Annotated in this window: 17 protein-coding genes and 2 pseudogenes; 10 read left to right on the forward strand and 9 right to left on the reverse strand. The window is 68.8% G+C overall.

The window, feature by feature from the left end; all coding sequences use genetic code 11:
- Positions 1-72 precede the first annotated feature (72 nt).
- On the reverse strand, positions 73-2,583 hold the full coding sequence (locus ACZ63F_RS42355; RefSeq protein WP_469719351.1) for a SpoIIE family protein phosphatase: 2,511 nt from the start codon (positions 2,581-2,583) through the stop codon (positions 73-75).
- A gap of 162 nt (positions 2,584-2,745) precedes the next feature.
- Positions 2,746-3,024: an HD domain-containing protein gene (locus ACZ63F_RS42360; RefSeq protein ID WP_469719353.1), complete on the reverse strand. Its 279-nt coding sequence runs from the start codon at positions 3,022-3,024 to the stop codon at positions 2,746-2,748.
- A 268-nt stretch (positions 3,025-3,292) separates the two neighbouring features.
- Here ACZ63F_RS42360 and ACZ63F_RS42365 point away from each other — a divergent pair, with 268 nt between their 5' ends.
- Together ACZ63F_RS42365 and ACZ63F_RS42370 are read left to right on the forward strand one after the other, a co-directional pair.
- Positions 3,293-4,060: an SDR family NAD(P)-dependent oxidoreductase gene (locus ACZ63F_RS42365; RefSeq protein ID WP_469719355.1), complete on the forward strand. Its 768-nt coding sequence runs from the start codon at positions 3,293-3,295 to the stop codon at positions 4,058-4,060.
- Between the two features lie 976 nt (positions 4,061-5,036).
- Entirely contained in the window at positions 5,037-5,204 is a 168-nt protein-coding gene (locus ACZ63F_RS42370) for a hypothetical protein (protein ID WP_469719357.1), read from the forward strand.
- A 99-nt stretch (positions 5,205-5,303) separates the two neighbouring features.
- On the opposite strand, the gene ACZ63F_RS42375 is transcribed toward ACZ63F_RS42370, so the two are convergent.
- The 6 genes from ACZ63F_RS42375 to ACZ63F_RS42400 all read right to left on the reverse strand — a co-directional run bounded on the left by ACZ63F_RS42375 (position 5,304) and on the right by ACZ63F_RS42400 (position 10,483).
- Positions 5,304-5,762 carry a carboxymuconolactone decarboxylase family protein gene (locus tag ACZ63F_RS42375; RefSeq protein WP_469719359.1) on the reverse strand — a complete coding sequence of 153 codons (459 nt, stop codon included), beginning with the start codon at positions 5,760-5,762 and terminating at the stop codon, positions 5,304-5,306.
- Positions 5,763-5,888: 126 nt separating this feature from the next.
- Positions 5,889-6,344 carry a cupin domain-containing protein gene (locus ACZ63F_RS42380; RefSeq protein ID WP_469719384.1) on the reverse strand — a complete coding sequence of 152 codons (456 nt, stop codon included), beginning with the start codon at positions 6,342-6,344 and terminating at the stop codon, positions 5,889-5,891.
- Positions 6,345-6,368: 24 nt separating this feature from the next.
- A complete protein-coding gene (locus ACZ63F_RS42385; protein WP_469719361.1) occupies positions 6,369-7,289 on the reverse strand; it encodes an NADP-dependent oxidoreductase in 921 nt (306 codons plus the stop codon).
- 181 nt (positions 7,290-7,470) lie between these two features.
- Positions 7,471-8,361 carry an RNA polymerase sigma factor SigJ gene (gene sigJ, locus ACZ63F_RS42390; RefSeq protein ID WP_469719363.1) on the reverse strand — a complete coding sequence of 297 codons (891 nt, stop codon included), beginning with the start codon at positions 8,359-8,361 and terminating at the stop codon, positions 7,471-7,473.
- Positions 8,362-8,546: 185 nt separating this feature from the next.
- The gene (locus ACZ63F_RS42395) at positions 8,547-9,758 is read right to left on the reverse strand and encodes an MFS transporter (protein ID WP_469719365.1); all 1,212 of its coding nucleotides are present in this window, start codon (positions 9,756-9,758) and stop codon (positions 8,547-8,549) included.
- A gap of 86 nt (positions 9,759-9,844) precedes the next feature.
- Positions 9,845-10,483, reverse strand: coding sequence for an HD domain-containing protein (locus tag ACZ63F_RS42400; RefSeq protein WP_469719367.1), 639 nt, complete (start codon positions 10,481-10,483; stop codon positions 9,845-9,847).
- A gap of 137 nt (positions 10,484-10,620) precedes the next feature.
- On the opposite strand from ACZ63F_RS42400, the gene ACZ63F_RS42405 reads away from it, so the two are divergent.
- The 4 genes and pseudogenes from ACZ63F_RS42405 to ACZ63F_RS42420 all read left to right on the forward strand — a co-directional run bounded on the left by ACZ63F_RS42405 (position 10,621) and on the right by ACZ63F_RS42420 (position 14,674).
- Positions 10,621-11,595, forward strand: coding sequence for a GlxA family transcriptional regulator (locus ACZ63F_RS42405; protein ID WP_469719369.1), 975 nt, complete (start codon positions 10,621-10,623; stop codon positions 11,593-11,595).
- A 1,082-nt stretch (positions 11,596-12,677) separates the two neighbouring features.
- A pseudogene (locus ACZ63F_RS42410) lies at positions 12,678-13,510 on the forward strand (universal stress protein).
- Positions 13,511-13,790: 280 nt separating this feature from the next.
- Positions 13,791-14,066 (forward strand): SHOCT domain-containing protein, encoded by a 276-nt coding sequence (locus tag ACZ63F_RS42415; RefSeq protein ID WP_469719371.1) that lies wholly within the window; start codon positions 13,791-13,793, stop codon positions 14,064-14,066.
- Positions 14,063-14,674, forward strand: coding sequence for a sulfocyanin-like copper-binding protein (locus tag ACZ63F_RS42420; RefSeq protein WP_469719372.1), 612 nt, complete (start codon positions 14,063-14,065; stop codon positions 14,672-14,674). Before ACZ63F_RS42415 ends, ACZ63F_RS42420 begins: the two co-directional genes overlap by 4 nt.
- Before the next feature lie 178 nt (positions 14,675-14,852).
- Here ACZ63F_RS42420 and ACZ63F_RS42425 read toward each other — a convergent pair whose 3' ends face one another.
- A complete protein-coding gene (locus ACZ63F_RS42425; RefSeq protein ID WP_469719373.1) occupies positions 14,853-15,449 on the reverse strand; it encodes an undecaprenyl-diphosphate phosphatase in 597 nt (198 codons plus the stop codon).
- On the opposite strand from ACZ63F_RS42425, the pseudogene ACZ63F_RS42430 reads away from it, so the two are divergent.
- From ACZ63F_RS42430 to ACZ63F_RS42445, 4 genes and pseudogenes are all read left to right on the forward strand, one after another.
- A pseudogene (locus ACZ63F_RS42430) lies at positions 15,440-15,843 on the forward strand (GNAT family N-acetyltransferase). The gene ACZ63F_RS42425 and the pseudogene ACZ63F_RS42430 sit on opposite strands and share 10 nt — an antisense overlap.
- 594 nt (positions 15,844-16,437) lie before the next feature.
- Entirely contained in the window at positions 16,438-16,671 is a 234-nt protein-coding gene (locus tag ACZ63F_RS42435) for a transposase (RefSeq protein ID WP_469719375.1), read from the forward strand.
- Positions 16,672-16,950: 279 nt separating this feature from the next.
- Positions 16,951-17,328, forward strand: a complete 378-nt coding sequence (locus ACZ63F_RS42440; RefSeq protein ID WP_469719377.1) for a hypothetical protein — start codon at positions 16,951-16,953, stop codon at positions 17,326-17,328.
- Between the two features lie 78 nt (positions 17,329-17,406).
- Entirely contained in the window at positions 17,407-17,778 is a 372-nt protein-coding gene (locus ACZ63F_RS42445) for a transposase (protein WP_469719379.1), read from the forward strand.
- The last annotated feature ends 87 nt before the right edge of the window (positions 17,779-17,865 follow it).

Consider the following 17,865-nt stretch of genomic DNA (forward strand, 5'->3'; position numbering starts at 1 on the left):
GCACGACGGCGCAGCTCAAGCGGGTACTGGGAAGGACGTGCCATAACTCGATCCTCTCAAACGATCGAGTCCCTACCGAACCCGGAACGGTTCACACGCATTGGTTGGCAGTTGCTGGTCAGCCCATATGATTTTGCCGTCCGAGGTGTGGCGGGTTCCCCATCGGCGGGACAGTTGATTGACGAGGAAGAGGCCGCGGCCGTGTTCGTCGGTGGTGCGGGCGTGGCGCGCACTCGGGTGGCTGTTACTGGCGTCGGAGACTTCGCAGGTCAGCATCTCGTGTCGGATGAGGCGTAGGCCGATCGTGCGGTCGCCGTTGCAGTCGCTGCTGCCGTGGATGATGGCGTTGGTGAACAGTTCGCTGACGATCAGCTCCGTGGACTCGGCCAGCTGTTCCAGCCCCCACTGAGTGAGTTGCCGGGTAGCGAGGGTTCGGGCACGGCCGACGATGGCGGGGTCGCTGGGGAACTGCCAAGAGGCGACCTGGTCTGCGTTCAGCGAGCGGGTCCGTGCGAGGAGCAGAGTGACATCGTCGCTCGGCGGCTGGGTCCGCAGTGTGTCCACTGCGGAAGAGCACAGATCGTCCAGTGTGAGGTCGGGCCGTGCGAGGGCCGCGCGCAAGCGGTTCATGCCGGCGCTGATGTCCTGGTCGCGGACCTCGACGAGACCGTCGGTATAGAGGGCGAGCACGCTTCCTTCGGTGAGTTCCCAGGTCACGGACTCGAAGGGGACCAGCCCGAGGCCGAGCGGTGCTCCGGTGGGCAGGTCGGGGAAGGTGACGTGGCCGTGAGGGTCGATGATCGCGGGCAGAGGGTGGCCGGCCCGTGCCATGGTGCAGGTTCGGGTGACCGGGTCGTAGACGGCGTACAGGCACGTGGCGGCCATCGCGGTGGCGGCCTGGTGCCGGGGCTCGGCTTCCGCCTCGGTGAGGCGGATGACCTGCTCGTCGAGGCGGGACAGTACTTCGTCGGGAGGCATGTCCATGTCGGCGAGGGTGCGCATGGCGGTGCGGAGTTGTCCCATCTTCGCCGCCGCATTGATGCCGTGTCCGACCACGTCGCCGACGACCAGGGCGACGCGGGCGCCGGAGAGGGGGATCACGTCGAACCAGTCACCCCCGATGCCGTGGTGGCTGTCGGCCGGCAGGTAGCGCCAGGCCACATCAGCGGCAGAGCCGCCTGTGGGGCGGTGGGGGAGCAGCAGCCGCTGCAGGGCGAGAGCCGCGGAGCGTTCGCGCACGTACTGGCGGGCGTTGTCCAGGGCCAGCGCTGCCCAGTTGACGAGTTCCTCTGCCAAGAGCAGGTCGTCCTCCTCGAACGGCCTGGCGTCCTTCGTCCGCACGAACACCGCCACACCCAGCATTGCGCCCCGCGCCTTGATCGGAACGATCATCAACGAGTGCATGGCGTGCTCGCGGAGCTTCTGCGCCCGCGCCGCGTCGTGGTGATCCAGCCATGTGCCGGGGGATGCGTCCAGTAGGGGCTCGAAGTGGGATTTCCCGGAGTGCAGGACGCCGGTGAAGGGTGAAGTGGGCGGGACGAAGACCGGCTCTCCGCGAGCGAACAGAGACTCCGGCGTTCCCGGGTGGATCGAGGCCAGGCCCGCACGGCGGAAGACGGGGATCCGCCCGCCCTGTGGGCTGAGATGGGCCAAGGGCTCCTCGCCGAGTGGGACCGACTCCGCCAGATCGACGGTGGCGTAGTCCGCGAGGAGCGGCACGGCCAGGTCGGCCAGTTCCTGCCCGGTCTGCATGACATCCAAAGTGGTGCCGATGCGCCTGCTGGCCTCGCCGAGGATTGCCAGACGCTCTCGCGCCCGCCGGCTGTCGGTGACGTCCACGCTCACGACGCACACGCCCAGCGCGCGCCCCTGCGCGTCGTCGAGGCGGACGTAGGACGCCGTCAACATCCGGTTGCTTCGCACATTGGCCGGCAGGAAAGCCTGGTAGTCCACGTCGATCGCCGGGTCGCCGCTCTCGAGCACCTGGTGCATCACTGCCTCCAGCATTTCGGCCTTCGCCCCGGGCGCCGCCTCCGTCAGCCTGCGGCCCAGCCGCTTGTGGAGAGGAATGCCGTCCTTGGAGCCCTGGGTGTCGTTCGCCTGGATGCAGCGTAGGTGCGTGTCCCGTATGACGACGCCGATCGGCAGGCGGCTCGGCAGCGGCAGCCTGGCGTGGAGCGGCTCCGCCGCTGTGACCTTGGCCGGCCACGCGGGAAGGGAAGCCTTGTCGGCCGCGCAGACCACCCACCAGTCCCGGCCGTCATGCCCGGACAGCGATGACACGCACAGAAACACGTCGATGCTGCGGCCGTCGCGGTGGCGCACCTGCGCAAGGTCGGACCAGCACCCCCGGAGGGTGCTCTCCCGTGCGGCTTGTGAAGCCCTTGCTCGGTCGTCGGCGGTCACCAACAGGACACCGGCGGACCGCCCCACCACCTCCATGGCCGAATAGCCCACGAGCTGCTGAGCGGCCTGTGACCATCCGACCACCGTCCCCTGCTCGTCCAGGAGAGCTATCGCTGGGCGGACTCTCTTGATGGCCGTCTGAGCCTCGGAGACTGCTGTCGCTGCGGAACTGCCCACCGCTTCTCCCTTCTGTGTCCCCCGGCGATGTGGTCCCCCCAACTGCTCGGCTGTCTGGTGGATGGACAAATCCAGAGCAGGAGTGATCGAGCTACCAGGCACGGGGGCCAGCAGTCCGTTCACACCGCCCCCGACGGTGGCTGCGGCGGTGATCTCGACCCGTCAGACGTGGTTCGATGCGTGATCAGCCCCATCGACCTCGAAGCGCTGCTCCACGTTGGAAAACGGCGTCATAAGGCCCGTGTCGTGAAACACGGCGGACAAGTAGAGAAGCTCCGGGTCGGGGTCCACGCCAAGCTTGTGAGCATGAATGGCGCCGAAGACGAAAACGCGCCGGGAGTGGTGGTAGATGAGCGGGCTGGTCATCTCCTGCGTAAGACGGGTGGCCTCGGCGGCAGCCGCCGTTTCAGGAATCTCCATCCCCGCGATGATCTGGCTCATGACCTTTGCTCCTCCCGGTATCAGTTGGACAGTGCATCCGTCTTCCACACTGCCTACCACCCGGCGTCCGGCGCTCCCTCGGTCCGGCCATGAGTCACCCGAATCCGGACAGGCGGGCAGCGGGGTTGTGGGCTCCGCCACGCATCGGGTGCGATCCTCGTCCATGGCGGATGAAAGTCCTGGACGTCCCCATCGTGGACAACCGACTGTGCCGATGTTTGCCGGGCGGTCGTGTCCTGACGCCAGTCGTACAGCAAGAGGAAGACACATGATGGAACACCAGCACGCCCGCCCCCTTCATGACCGCGTCGTCATCGTCACCGGAGCCGGCACTGGGATCGGCCGAGCAACGGCGGTCGCGATGGCCGAAGCGGGGGCGCACGTCCTCGGTGTCGGACGACGCCAGGTGGCCCTGGAGGAGACTGCCGCCATGCACCCCGGCATCGAGACTCTCGCCACGGACGTGCGCTTGGAGCTTGCTCCTGAGCTGATCATCGGTACGGCGATCGACCGGTGGAAGCAGCTTGACGTGGTGGTGAACAACGCCGGCGCCACCGCGCGTGTCTCGTTCGACGAGGTGACACGCTCGCGCATCACCGACCTGTTCGACCTCAACGTCATCGCACCCACCATGATCTCCCAGGCAGCGTTGCCTCACCTGCGTCGCAGCAAGGGCTCGGTCATCAACATCTCCAGCACCTACGGCCATCGCCCCCACCCGGGTGGTGCCCACTACGGGGCGACCAAGGCCGCCCTGGAACAGCTGACGCGGACCTGGGCGGTCGAGCTGTCCAGGGACGGGATCAGAGTGAATGCCATTGCCCCCGGTCCGACCGAAAGCGAGGCTCTGTACGTCAGCGGACTCACGGAGGAGGAGGTGATGAAGGTCAAGAATGAGCAGGCATCCCGGATCCCTCTGGGGAGGAGGGGAGAACCGGAGGAAGTCGCGTCCTGGGTCGTCCACTTCGCAGATCCCACCGCAACGTGGCTGACGGGCCAGGTTCTCACGATCGACGGAGGCCTCGAACTCATCTGAATACGCTTTTGCGCTGATCGACCGGGCATCAGGCCCCAGCAGAAATGCGACGGCTGCGGCGAACTCGTCGGCCTCGGCCATCCCTCCGAGCACGGCACCCATGCTTTCGGCACGCCCTCGGCGAGTACATGCTCGCTCCCGTGCGACGCCGAACGCGGCGACCAGGCCGTGTGCCGGTCGGCAGTTGTCTGTCCAGCCCGGCGAGCGGACCGGTCCGGGCGACACCGCCTTGACCCGATTCCACAGGCGCGAACTCCTCCGGCAGTGTGGTCGACGACCATAGGAACGGCGGTCGCGGTACAAGAGGTTGGTCAGCTCGGCCGTGTGGTGCTCCCCGGCGGGTCCGCACATGTCCCAGATCGCCGCCGTCACTTGCGGTTGCGAGGGTCGTCGGCAGGGCTCGCAGCGATTCGGTGGTGCACTCGACCGCCCAGGACAACCGGGCACCGCCGCGGCGAGCACGTTCCGGTGCCGGCGGGCGGCACGCTGGGCCAGAGCGGCGAGCGCCTCGGGGAAGCGGGTGTGACCCGCAGCGGGCGGTCGTCGCCGTGGACGGTCAGCCGCCGCATCGCGGGCGATCCTGGCACAGACGCCAGGCCACGCAGCACAGTGAGTGCCCAGTCGGCCCCACACCACGATCAGGGCCTTCAGCAGATGTTGGGCGTCGTCCAGGCGGGATGTAGTCACTTTTGGTGAGAGCGCGGCGCCCGTCCTTGCAGCCCGCGTTCCGGCGCAGCCGGCAGCACAGGCCGGCGGGCAGGCCCGGTTTGGCCGGGCGGTCATCTGCACCACGCTGTAGCCCGTGCGGTGCAGCAGCCGCGTGACGACGGAGACGCCGTACGAGAAGTGGCACTTCCGGCCGATCAGCGGGGTACCAGGAGCAAGCCGGAAACGTCGATGCCGTCCCTGCACCTGCGCCAGGCAGCCACGTGCATGTCAAACCGCTGCTGTTCCAGCAGGTTCTGGCCGAGACAGAGTGGCCAAGAAGCCGGCGGACGAGGACCGGCGCGGTCTGACCGCCCTGTTCAGGCCCAACGTCAACCCGTACGGCACCTTCCGCCCGGACAAGCGGGGGCGCGATCCGCCTCCCTGGCTGTTCCCCGTGCACGCACGTACGTCGTCGGATGCCTCCGCGCTTGTGTGAGCCGGGGCGGCTCGCACAAGCCGCCCGGCTGATTGCACCAGCAATTGCACGACGTGGAGGCTTCGGCAGCGCCCATCACCGCGGTTAGCACCGTCGAGGTCAGCTGCCGACGGGGTACCGGCTGGTGATCGCGACGCGGTTGAAGGCGTTCATCACGGTTGCCAGCCAGGCGATGGCCGAGATCTGGTCTGCGGTGAGTACGGCCGCGGCGGCGTTGAAGTCCTCGTCGCTGACGTGTCCGTCCGGCACTCGTGTGATCGCCTCGGTCAGGCGGAGGGCGGCGCGGTCGGTGTCGGAGAAGTAGCCGGTCTCTGCCCAGGCGGGCAGCACCGCGATACGGTCGGGGTTCTCGCCCTTCTTGAGGGCGTCACGGGTGTGCATGCGCAGGCAGAACGAGCAACCGTTGATCTGGGAGGTGCGGATCCTCAGCAGCTCGACCAGGAGCGGGTCGAGGCCCGCTGCGGCGGCGGCCTTCTCCACCTCCGCCGACAGGGCGATGAGGGTCTTGTAGGCGGCCGGGTGCTGCTCGCCGATGTTGACGCGCTGAGGATCGGTCATGGTTCCTTTGCTTCCTTCGTGTGGTCCGCGCCGCGCTTGTCGGGCACGTCTGGTGGTGGATGGGGCGTGCTCCGGCAGGGGCGGGGCTCGTGAAGAGTGTTGCCGCTCCGCTGCATGCCCCGGGGGTTACGACTTCGGGTCGTCGACCTTGAGCTTGGCGCCGGTGTCGGAGACGAAGACGACCAGGAGCTTTGCCGGGCTGGTCCGGCTGGTGTTCTCGGTGAGGACATGGTGGGCGCCCGGCTGCTCGACCCAGTTCTCGCCCTGGTGGTAGGTGGTCACGGGCTTGTCGTCGAGCTGGCTGCGCACGGTGCCTTCGAGGACGTAGGCGTAGACGAACGCCTGGCCGTGCCGGTGCGGCAGCGCGCTTGCGTTGGGCGGGAAGGCGACGATCGCCGAGGTGAACGTCTTACCCTTCACATTCGGAAGCGCCTGCTGGAGCAGCGGTGTGAAGGTTTCGACGGGGCGCGTCGATGCTGTGACCGTCGCCTGCGCCTTGGCGTGGGCGGGCTGGTCGGAGGCCGAGCAGGCCGTGGCCCCAGTCAGCGTGGCCGCAGCCAGCAGGCCGGTGGCGATTCGCATTCCGATCACGATGGGTCTCCTGATTCAGTCTTCCGTGACGCGGATGATCGTCTTGCCCGGGGTCCGCTCGCCGGGGGCGAACGCGTCGGCTGCCTCGGCGAGGGGCCGCACAGCACCGACGACCGGCTTGAGCCGGCCGTCCCTGAGCCGCGTGGCGAGGTCGGCGAGCCGGGCGCGGTCGGGTTCGACGACGAAGAAGACCGCCCGCCCGTTCTTGGGCTGGACCTTGGGCGGCATGACGATGGTGACGAGCGTGCCACCGGCCCGGACGAGGGCGGCCGAGCGGTCGAGGATGTCGCCGCCGATCACGTCGAACACGACGTCGGCCTCGCCGGCGGCCTCCAGCTTTTCGGCCTGCAGGTCGATGAAGGTGTCGACGCCGAGTGCGAGTGCCCTGTCCCTGCCTGAGGCGCGGCCGGTGCCGATGACGCGGGCGCCGGCCTCGCGGGCGAGCTGTACTGCGATCGAGCCGACGCCGCCCGCGGCACCGTGGATCAGGACGGTCTGGCCTGTGGTGAGGCGGCCGTGGTCGAACAGGCCCTGCCAGGCGGTCAGCCCCGAGATGGGCAGCGCGGCGGCCACGGTGTGGTCGATGTCCGCCGGCAGCGGGGCGAGGTTGCGGGCCTCCACCGCGGTGTACTCGGCGAGGGCGCCGTCGCGGGTCCAGTCGGCCAGGCCGAACACCCGCTGTCCGACGCTCAGGCCGGTGGTGCCGTACCCCAGCTCCACGACGACACCGGACAGCTCGTGCCCGGGCACGCTCGGCGTCCGGTCGCGGCCGGCGCGATCGGTCCACGTGGCGGGCCAGTCCAGCTCGCCAGGGGTGAAGCCGGCGGCGTGCACCCTCACGATGACGTCGTTCTCGGCCGCGTGAGGGTAGGGAATGTCCGTCAAGGACATCCCGGCAAGACCAGCGTCACGGTCTCGCACAGTGATGGCTTGCATACAGATCCTTAGTGGAAGGGGCAACCCGAGTGCACAGCGCACTCCCGCGCGGGGCTCACAGCGGCTGCAGGTGGATGTATGCCGTTCTGCATGATCGATCTCACCTGCTCGCGCGTATTCCTTCGTCGCCCGTTATGCGTTCTCGGCAGGGAGACGAGGTAGCCCCTCCGTGTGTGACAGCTCAGACGTGCACGAGTTTGTCGGGGTTGAGGACCCTGCGGTACGCGGTGATCAGACCGCCTGTGATCTGTACCGTGTCGACGGAGTAGATGCGGCCTTGCCGGTGGAACACGAGGGCCAGCTCGCCGCCGACCTCCGCGAAGTCGATGCGGTCCGGGTGCCACTGGCGTCCCGTACGCACCATGACCTCGGCGACGCGCTCGCCGCCGTGGATGAGCTTGCGTGCCGCCGAGACCTTGCCGCCGCCGTCGGTGACGTAGACCGCGTCCGGGTGCAGGAGCCTGACCAGGCCGGCCAGGTCCCCGGCCTCGTAGGCGGCGCGGAAGACCTGGAGGACCCGTTCGCGCTCTGCCTTCGACGCCCGCGGTGTGGACTGCTTCGCCTTGGCCACCCGCCGTCGGGCCCGCGAGGCGAGCTGCCGGGCGCCCGGCACGGAGACGTCCAGCACTTCGGCGATCCGGCCGAACTCAAGGCCGAAGACATCGTGCAGGACGAAGGCCACCCGCTCCGGCGGGCTCAGCTCTTCCATGATCAGGAGCATCGCCGAGCTGACGGACTCGTCGACGAGTACCGGCTGCGACGCGTCCGGTCCTGTCAGCAGCGGCTCCGGCAGCCACGGCCCGACATAGGTCTCCCGGCGGAAGCGGGCGCTCTTGATGATGTCGTACGACCGTCGCGCTGCCACCGTCACCAGCCAGGCCCGCAGATCATCGATTTCCTGCAGAGCCGCTCCGGCCGCCCGCAGCCACACGTCCTGGGTGACATCCTCGGCATCGGCCACAGTCCCCAGCAGCCGGTAGGCCACTCCGAAGACCGCGGGCCGGTGCCTCTCCCATTCGGCTTCGAGCAGGCCCTCCTGCTCAGACCGCCTGGGGCCGTGCCCATCACTCATACGGATCGCAACCTCCTCCAGCCTGCGGAGCCAGCGTAGTTCCCGAGCTCAGCACGGCTCTGACACGGCGGTCGTAAGTCGTGATCAAGCTGCTCCGGGGCTGCCGTCGGCGTACGGCGGTGTTTCATGGTGGGGCCACTCTCCCTGGGGCAACCCCACCCAGGAAGGGACTCGATGCGGCAGGCTCAGCAGCGGGTCAGTCCGCTGCGAGGCTCGCATTCCCCGGCCGTCCGCATCGGGTCTCCCATCGGCCGGTGAGCACGCGATCGTCCGGCGTGCAGGGCCGCACCAAAGGACAGCGCCCCGACGAAGCCGACGTACAGATAGCCCGTGGTCTCCAGCCCCCATGAGGGCGCCGCGACCCCGGCCGCGAGGGCCGGAAGACTCACCGCCGCATAGCTGATCACGTACACGGCCGAGAAGACCTCCGACCGCGACTTCACGGTGGTGACCGCGCTGATGGCGCGGAGGCTGCCGTTGAACGTCAGGCCGACGCCCAGACCCGCCACGACCGATCCGCCCACGTATACGACCAGCGACGCGTCAGCGATGGCCACCGCCAGTGCGGACGCACCCAGAGTCAGGAGAACCGCCCCCAGCAAGGTGGCGAGCCGTGCCGTATGCCGAACGGACCACACCCCGCCCACGCTGTTGGCCAGAAAAAGCGCCGCGATGCTGAGCCCGCCCGCAGCACCGGACCGCACATGCAGGACGTTGCTCACGAGGGACGGAGTGAGCGAAAGGAACAGACCCGTGACGCCCCACCCCGCGACAACGGCGGGAACCGAGGCGAGGAACGCCGGCCGGACCTCCCGAGGAACCCGGACTCTCGGCCGCAACAACGCCGGCCGAAACGCTTGCGGGGCCGGTGTCTCAGGGATCCTGAGGACGGCCGCGGCCAAAACGACGAAGGTCAGCGTAAGGACCGGAAAGACATACTCATCGGGACGTGAAGTTGACTGAACCAGCAATCCCACGACTCCGGCACCGGTGGCCATGCCGATACTCGTGCCCACCGCTGTCGTCGTCGGTCCCAGCTGCGGACGTCGCTCGGGTGAGAGGTCGACCAGTCCGGCGGCAAGAGCGCCCGTGGCCGTCCCCGTGGCGATACCCTGCACGACCCGGGCGATCAGGAGAAAGACGACGCCGTCGGCCGTCCAGAAGACAGCCGTGCTGGTCGCCGCCACCAGAAGGGCGGCGACCAGCACAGGGCGGCGCCCCAGGTGGTCGCTCAGCGATCCGACCGTCAGCAACGCGCCGAGCAGACCCGCGACATACACCGAGAAGATCACCGTCAGCATCGTGACCGTCAGGCCCCACCGCTCCCGGTACAGCGGGTAGATCGGTGACGGTGCGCTTGCCGTGGCCATCATCACCACATTGGCGCAGGCCAGCACGGCGAAAGCCGGACCTCGTCCGAGACGACGCCCGTCGCGGGAGCGACTCGCACGTTTCATCACGTTTGCCTCTTCTGGTGTCCTGATCAGCTCGGCCAGGGAGCGCCCAGCATGCGCTCGACCGTGGTGGTGCGACGGAAGCCGGGAACGAAGTGCTCCAGCACATCCGAGTTGACGGTTCCGTTCGTGGTCTCGGGGCGGTGCTTGAGTCCCTCGACGTAGGCCTGCAGGAACTCGTTCTTGAAGTCGCCCCGCGGATGGACGGCGGTGATTTCGTCCACCTGGCTGCGATCCAGCTCGTCCAGACCGAAGCCGAGCACGTCCGTCAGAACCCCGAAGTACGTGATGGCGATCTCCGGGCCCATCCGGCCGGGGATTCCCGGGGTCGTGTGCAGCGCGATCGCCGTCCACACCACGTCGGCGGCCGTGGCCGGGAAGCCGTGGTCGAGCATGAACTTGCGTGCGTGGTCGGCTCCATCGACCTCGAAGCGCTGCTCGACGTCGGAGAACGGCGTCAAGAGGCCGGTGTCGTGAAACATGGCGGACAGGTAGAGAAGCTCCGGATCGGGCTTCAGGCCGAGCCGGTGAGCGTGCAGGGCGCCGAAGGCGAAAACGCGCCGGGAGTGGTGGTAGATGAGGGGGCTGGTCATCTCCTGCATGAGGCGGGTGGCCTCGGCGACAGCCGCCGTTTCAGGAATCTCCAGCCCTGCGATGATCTTGCTCATGACCTCTGCTCCTTCCGGTATCGGTGTGTTACGAATGGACGGTGCGTCCGTCTTCCACCCTGCCGACCACCCGGCGTCCGGCGCTCCCTCGGTCCGGCCATGAGTCACCCGAATCCGGACAGGCGGGCAGCGGGGCTGTGGGCTCCGCCACGCATCGGGTCGCGATCCTCGTCTACGACGGGGTCAAACTCCTGGACGTCGTCGGCCCCGCGGAGGTGTTCGGGGAAGCGAACCGGCTCGGCGCCGACTACAAGATGGTTCTGGTGTCACCGACCGGTGCCGATGTCACCTCGTCCATCGGGATCCGGATCTCGGTCGACGCCGCCGCCACAGAGGCTGCTCCCGACACGTTCCTGGTGGCCGGCGCCGACATCTACCCGCGCACACCGGTCTCCCGTGATCTGATCGAGGCCACGCGAACTCTGGCGGGCCGGGCGCACCGGGTCGCGTCCATCTGCACCGGAGCATTCGTCCTCGGCGCCGCCGGCCTCCTGGACGGCAAGCGCGCGACCACGCACTGGAAGGTCGCGCAGGAACTCGCCGTCCGCTGCCGCGCCAGCCGCGTCGAACCCGACGCGATCTACGTCCGTGACGGAACCACCTACACCTCGGCGGGCGTGACCGCCGGCATCGACCTGGCACTGGCACTCGTCGAGGAGGATCACGGCCCTGATCTCACCCGCGACGTCGCCCGCGCCCTGGTGGTCTATTTGCAGCGTTCGGGCGGCCAGTCGCAGTTCTCCGCCCCACTGCAAGGACCGCCGCCCCGGTCTCCGGCGCTCCGCAGAATCACCGACTTGATCACGGCGAATCCCGGGGGAAACCACTCACTCGGCGAACTCGCCAAGCACCTCAATGTGAGCCCTCGGCATCTCACTCGGCTCTTCCACGACGAGCTGTCCACGACGCCGGCCCGGTACGTGGAGATGATCCGGTTCGACATGGCGAAAGCTCTCCTCGACCAGGGGCATACCGCAACGCAGACGGCATCCCTTGCCGGATTCCCGAATTACGAGAGTATGCGGAGAGTTTTCGCGCGGGAATTGTCGCTCAGCCCCGCCGCCTATCAGCGACGCTTCAGCACGGCGCACCGGGCCGACGAGGGGCAGTAGAACGAAGCTGTCAGGTCGGCCTGGGGCGGGCAGGGGACACAGGCAGGCTGTTCGACGCCCGCCATAGAGCGCACCTCCGATCTGCTCCCGAAGGTGGAGATGTGCCGGTCGGCCTCCTCCCCCCCGCGAAGGCGTCTCGCGCGCACCACGGCCACTCACCAGGCCGGCATGATGGGAGCAGGAATGAGCGTTGCGACCACCACGACATCCGTGACCAGGGTCCTCAAGGTCTGGAGCCGGGCGGCGCTGAACCCGCAGCTGTCGGTGGCCGGCCTTGCGGATCCGGGCCGATGCGGTGCCTTTCCTGCCGAAACAGGAGCTCGTCGTTGCCCGGATTCGACGCCCGAGAGAGTTGACCACCCGGTATTGGCCGGCGATTCGGCGAGCGCGACGGCGGTAGCCACGGCGTTCGGGGGCGGCGGGCGCCGCATCGGCCGAGAGCATTCGTCACCGTGAATCGGTCCCACCAAAGAGGAAGACACTCTCCCCAGCGCAATGCGTCGATCGTTTAGGCGGCCTGGTCGAGGGGTGAGTGTGCAGACGTGGCGGACAGCCACGCAGGCCCCACGGCCGTGCCGCAAGATGCCGAGCTCACCCGCGCCCGCCGACGTGCAGTGCATCGCGCCGGAGTACGCCTGGGCCCGTGGGCCGTTGCCGGTCTGGCCGTCACCGGCGGCCGCAACCTGCCGTGCGTCCTGCCGCGGCCACCATTACACGCAGGCCGGAGGCCCCGGACTTACCGACCCGCCCGCCGTCCTGGACCTGTACGAGTTCGCCCCGTCGCGGCGTGTGCGACGGGGCGTGGCGGACTGAGCGCCGCCCTCGTCTGTCCCGGCCGAGGAGGACGAGGACGGGGGACCGGTTCGTCCGCCTCGCAGGGCAGTGGGCGTGCAGGCTGTCGGCGAGGCGGTCGTGGCTGTGCCGCCATCTAAGGACTGGTGCCGGATTTGGGAGCCGATGCGCCGCCCGGCAGGGCGGCGGAGGATGGATGAGAACCGGCGGACTGGCGCAAAGTCGTCACAGCGAGGAGGCGCGGCATGGCGAAACCGGTCGTCGTGGGCGTCGACGGCTAACCGTCCAGCCTGGATGCGGTCGAGGCGGCGGCACGTGAGGCGGTGCTGAGCGGGGTCGGCCTGCGGTTGGTGCACGCCTTCGGGTGGCCCTCGATCCATCCACCGCCTGGTGGAGAGCCTTGGAATCCGGCCAAGGCGGGGGTGCGCGAGCTGGTCGACGGCACGCTGGCCGAGGCCGAACAACGGGCACGCGAGATCGCGCCGCAGGTGGACATCACACGCGAGGTCACCGTCGGCGAGCCGCTGATGGTGCTGGAGATCGAGTCGCGCACCGCTTCGCTCGTCGTGGTGGGCAGCCGCGGGCTGGGCGCGTTCGGCAGCCTGCTCCTCGGTTCCACCGCCGTACATCTGGCCGCGTACGGCCACTGCCCGGTGCTGGTGGTGCGGGGCACGCCGAACCCGAACGGTCCCGTCCTGCTGGCGGTGGACGGCTCCCCGGCGGGCGAAAGCGCTGTCGAGTTCGCCTTCGTCGAAGCGAAGATGCGCGGTGCGGACCTGATGGCCCTGCACATGTGGAACACCTGGAGCGAACGGGTCTACGAGGGGCCGGGCGACCCGCTGAACATGGTGGTCGACATTGACAGGCTCCGTGATGAGGAGCAGCGGCTGCTGGACGAGACCCTGTCCCCGTGGCTGACGCGCTACCCGCAGGTCACGGTGGAGCGGTGCCTGGTGCGCTCCCGGATCCGCCCGCGCTGATCGAGGCGAGTCATGACGCGCAGCTCGCCGTGGCCGGTGCACGTGGACGCGGTGGCTTCACCGGCCTGCTGCTCGGCTCGGTCAGCCAGGCCCTGCTGCATCACGCGCACTGCTCCGTCGCTGTGGTCCGCGGCAAAGAGTGACCACCGCCACGCGTTCCTCGGGTATTCGGCGGCAGTGCTGGTCAGGAGAGTCGGCCGCCGTCGCCGGCGGCCGCGAAGTGACGGTGAAAATCCAGGGTGGTGAACGGCCTGGGTGGAACGCATTGCCCTGCGAAGGATTTCTTTACAGCTGTGGACGGCAGAGCCGGGTGGGCCGTTGGGCCCTCCGGCCCTACATCTGGGAATTGTGGCCCAGATCGACTGAGGTCTCACTGGTCGATGCTGATGGCACTGGAGCAATCGGCCGAGGGAAGTGATCGGCATGATGTGGTACGGAGACGGATGGGGCTGGGGCGGCTGGATCTTCATGACGGTGTTCATGGTGCTGTTCTGGGCCGTCCTGATCGTCGGGCTCGTCGCACTTGTGCGCTACCTCGCCGGTGCGCGTCAGCAGCAGCCCGGCTCCCCTCCACCGTCCGGCGAGGGCGGGTGGCAGGACCAACGGGCCGAGAACCTGCTCGCCGAGCGGTTCGCACGCGGGGAGATCGACGAGGACGAGTACAAACGTCGGCATGCGCTGCTTCGGGAGCACCGATGAGCGCGCATCGCCGCCGAGGCGTGCGGTCGGCGATCGCCATTGCTGCCGCGGCGTTGGTGCTGGGTGTCGCCACGACCGGTCTGATGGCCGCGTCCGGCTCCTTCCACGGGACGGGACCGGCCTCCTGGCGAGGGCAGAGCGACCGATGCAGCGCACCGGCCGCGAAAGGCAGTGCAGTCGACGTGACCGTGTGGGACATGGGGCGCATGATGAGGGGCCCGAACTGGTCTGGGCCGGACAACGGCCGTCCCGGCTGGTACGGCATGGGCATGATGCGCATGGTGGCCCGCCCGATGACGATCCCCGCGGGAAAGGTGACTGTGCGGGTAGTCAATGCGGGAACCCGCGCGCACGAGGTGATCGTGTTGCCGCTGTCGGCGGGCCAAGCCCCCGGCGAACGTGCCATCGGCTCCGACGGCCGGGTGTCGGAAGCAGGCAGCCTCGGCGAGGCGTCGCGCACCTGCGGCAGCGGTGCCGGAGACGGCATCGCCCCCGGTGCGGCGGCCTGGACCACGGTGACGCTGCGGCCGGGCCGCTATGAGCTGCTGTGCAATGTCCGGGGCCACTACGCGGCCGGGATGTACACAGAGCTGGACGTCACTCGGTGAGCGAGGGAACCGGCGGCTGCCAGAGCCGGGGGCCGGGAGTGTTCCCGGATTCAGCGGGAAGCCGTTGTCTCGCTTCGGCCGGCATCAGGACGTGCCGCCCTGGAACGGCGGCCAGACCGCGGCGCGAGCCGTGCGGCGGTCCGGTGGGTGACCGCCTGGTGCGCGAGCAGGTGCCCGGTCAGCCGATGGTGAAGTAGGCCAGGCTGCCCAGCCCGGCCAGGGTGCAGTAGACGGCGAAGGGGATGAGGGTCCGGTTCTCGAAGTAGCGGACCAGGAAGCGGGTGGCGAGGTAGGCCGCGATGAAGGCGGCGACGCTGCCCGCCAGCAGCGGTCCGCGCAGGCCGTTGCCCTCGGAGCCGAGCAGCGGGGGCAGCTTGAGCAGCGCTGCTCGGCCGATGAGTGGCGTGGCGAGCAGGAAGGCGAAGCGGGCAGAGTCCTCGTGGTTGAGGCCCTTGAAGATGCCCGCGCTGATGGTGGAGCCGGAGCGGCTGATGCCGGGCAGCAGGGCGAGGATCTGGGCGGCGCGCCGATGGTCACGGCATGGCGGATGGTCATGCGGGTGATCCGCAGGTCCGACTGCTCGTCCGCCGACAGGTGCTGCTCGCCGGGGGCGACAGTGGCCCCGGCCCGCCGGTGGCCGGTGCCGCCGCGCCGCAGCTGTTCGGTGAGGAAGAGGACGATGCCGTTGAGGGCCAGGAAGATCGCGGGGGGGATCGGGCGTCCGAGCGTCGTACGGAAGACCTTGTCGAGCGCAACGCCGGCCTCTTGGGCTCACCTCGGCGATACCCCAAGTACGCGGCCGCGGTCGGGAGCTTGCCGGGTCGGTCCTGATTACATCGAGGCCCACCGCGCCTTTGTGGCCGTCGGCACCAATGAGCATGGAGGCCGGGCGCTCGGGTTCTACTCGCTCGTCCTGGCTCCGCCGGAGCTCGACCTGCTGTTCGTTGGCGACGAAGTGCGACGACGGGGTATTGGACGGCTGCTCGTCGCGCACATGCAGTCCGAGGCCCGTGCCGCCGGGCTCGACCGTGTCAAGGTCGTGTCGCACCCTCCCGCCGAGGACTTCTACCACCGCGCCGGTGCGGTGCGGATCGGGACCGCGCTCGCGAACCTGCCCGCCGTGCCGTGGGGACCGTCGCGAATTCGAGTTTCGCGTTTCTTCGGAATGACGCGGTGTGCCGGTTGCCGAGGCCTCGGCTCCGCCTGCATGGTGGCCGACGTGCAGGAGCCGCTGGACGCCGCGCGCTCCGTGTCTGCCGTCGTTTTCTGCTCTGACGGGCTGTCTGCACCCTGTCGCACAGATGATCTAGCTCGGGCACCCCCAGGACGCCCCTCGGTCTCCTTGGCGTCATCGCCAAGAAGGCCGCGATGGCCGCGACGAAGGCGTTGGTCGTCTCCCAGAGGGCCGGGTACACGCGGCCCTCGGCGACGAGCGCCGTGCCGAGACGCACCTCGGATTCGCCGACGAACTCCTGGCGGACCGGCTTGGCGCCGATGTCGCGGAATGGGCGAGCTACTTCGACGCCGCCGAGCCGGCCGGCGCCGGCACGGGTTGGCCTGGCCGCCGTGCTGTCCGACGAGGGCCAGGTCGAGCGAGGTGCCGCCGCCCGCGTCGACTCCACTTTTGTGGCCTCTCGGCTCCAACACCTCGCTGGACGCGGCTCGCCCGTACCAGACCGCCGCGGTCGACGATGTAGGGCCACAGCCGCAGGACCTCGCCGCCGCCCGTCCCACTACGATCGCCGCCCGAGGCCATCAACACGGTGGGGGACAACCCGGAACACCTGGGCAACTGGGCGTCCTTCGCCGCACTGTGCGGAGTCAGCCCTGTCGAGCGTTCGTCGGGCCGTTGGTGCCATGGTCGATGGAGGACTCCCGGTAAGGCGGCCCACAAGGCTGTCCGTCAATGCCGGTCACGAGTGGACGAAGAGTCAGCTCATGTTCAGCACGCCCAGGCCAGGTTGGGTGCCGGTTCGTTCGAAGCCATCCGGCAGTGATCGAGTCACGCCGTTGTGCCGGGATCGATGGGACGGTTGCGTAGGGCCGTCCCGGACGGGGTCTGACTCTTGAGATCTTTGACCGAAGTGTCCAGTCACAGGCGTGTCGACTGTCGTTGCGGGATGGCGCCTGCTGTCACCGAGCCACGGGGCGTGTCGACAACTGCTTGTCTGGGCCCGTAAGCGGGGGACAGTGCGTCGAGCCGGTGTGGAGGGCACCGGCACCTTCGGCGCGGGCCTGTCCGTTATCTGCTGGCGCAGCAGATCCAGGTGTTCGAAGTGAACCGGCCCGACCGGTCGGCCCGCCGGCTGCTCGGGAAGTCGGACTCGCTCGACGCTCAGGCCGCCGCGCGAGCCGTGCTCAGTGGCCGCACCCGGGCCCGGGCCAAGTCCGGCGACGGTCCGGTGCACAGCGCCCGAATCTTCAAGCTCGCCAAGGACTCCGCGGTCAAGGCCCGTACCCAGGCGATCAACCAGCTCAAAGCCGTCCTGGTCATCGCCGATCCCGCACTGCGGGAACGGTTGTCCAGCCTGGGCAACCGCGAGCTGTTCCGCACCTGCGCACGCCTCGACCCACCCGACGGTGAGGGAGACGAGGACGCGGTGACCCAGGCCACCCACCTGACGTTGCGCATGCTCGCCGAGCACGTTGAGTAGCTCACCGGGCAGATCGATGAGCTGAACCAGCGCCTGACCCAGCTCGTCGAACACCACGCCCCACAGCTGCTCGTACCGGTGGGCATCGGCCCGGACAGCGCAGTCACCTTGCTGATCACCACGGGGGACAACCCCGAGCGGCCGAACACCGAGGTGTCCTTTGCTGCGCTTTGCGGAGTCAGCCCCGTCGAGTATTCGTCGGGCCGTCGGAGCACGCGCCGGCTCGACTACGGCGGCGACCGGCAGGCGAACGCCGCCCTGCACCGCACCGTGTCACCCGGCTGCGCCAGGACGCCCGCACCCAGGCGTACTACGAACGCCGCACCCAGGAGGGCAAGACCCGACGCGAGAGCATCCGATGCCTCAAGCGATATGCCGCCCGGGAGGTCTTCCACCTGGTCAGACCTGTGCATTCGCAACCCCCGTCATAGGGGGAGTCGTGAGACGTGAGAGGGTCTGGGGCGTGAGTGAGACACCCCCGAACACCCTGCAATACCGCTTTGACGGGCCAGAAGACGCTCCGGTCCTGATCTTGGG

This window comes from Streptomyces sp. NPDC104761 (assembly GCF_055583445.1).